Source organism: Vibrio sp. 1288 (genome assembly GCF_033344475.1).
Genome location: NZ_JAWPOX010000306.1, coordinates 1 through 839 on the forward strand (window position 1 = coordinate 1; position 839 = coordinate 839).

Sequence of the window (839 nt, forward strand, 5' to 3'; positions counted from 1 at the left end):
CCATTAAAGCCACTTGGTAACCGTGCTCAATGGCTCTGACCGCGGCTAGCGCGGCAACCAATGTTTTTCCTGAGCCTACGTCACCTTGGACAAGACGCATCATTGGGTGCGGCTTTTCGAGGTCGGATTCAATCTCTTTCACCACGCGTGCTTGAGCATTGGTCGGAGAAAATGGCAGTTGCGCCAACAGCTGTTTTTTCAGTTTGTCACATGGTGCGAGCGGTAAGGCGATATCTTGCTGGCCTTTGCTGCGAACCGCCAACATCGACAAGTTCTGAGCGAGCAATTCTTCCATGATCAAACGGATTTGAGCGGGGTGCTTACCTTCATCAAATTCATCTAAATTAATGGTTGGCGGCGGGCGATGAATGGTGTGCAACGCCTGCGACATAGTAATCTGATGGTTATACAAGCCAGAAGGTAGCAATTCTTGCACTGCCGCTTTATCGAGTAGCACCAATGCTTGCTCAGTAAGATTACGTAAGGTGATTTGACGCAGGCCATCTGTGGTTGGATAAACCGGGGTTAAGCTTTGTTCCACATCTGGCTTTTGTTCACTGGCGTAAAATTTGTAGTCAGGGTGCACAATTTCCAGCCCCATACCACCACGCTTAATTTCTCCGTAAGCGTGTACTAACTTACCCTGTGAAAAATTGTTCTTCATCGCTGCAGTAAAGTTGAAAAAACGTAGGGTGATGGTGCCATTGCCGTCACTGATTTTGACTGTCAGCATTTTGCGTTTACCAAAAATGGTATCGACGGTCATGACTTTGCCTTGTACCGCAGCCCAAAGGCCTGCGTGCAGTTTGGCAATAGGATAAATGCGGGTGCGATCTTCG

The 839-nt window shown here is 48.4% G+C and carries 1 protein-coding gene; it reads right to left on the reverse strand.

Translation table 11 applies throughout. The features are described from left to right. Positions 1-839, reverse strand: an 839-nt coding sequence (locus R8O11_RS26405) for an OB-fold nucleic acid binding domain-containing protein (RefSeq protein ID WP_318194767.1), incomplete at both ends; no start/stop codon positions are given.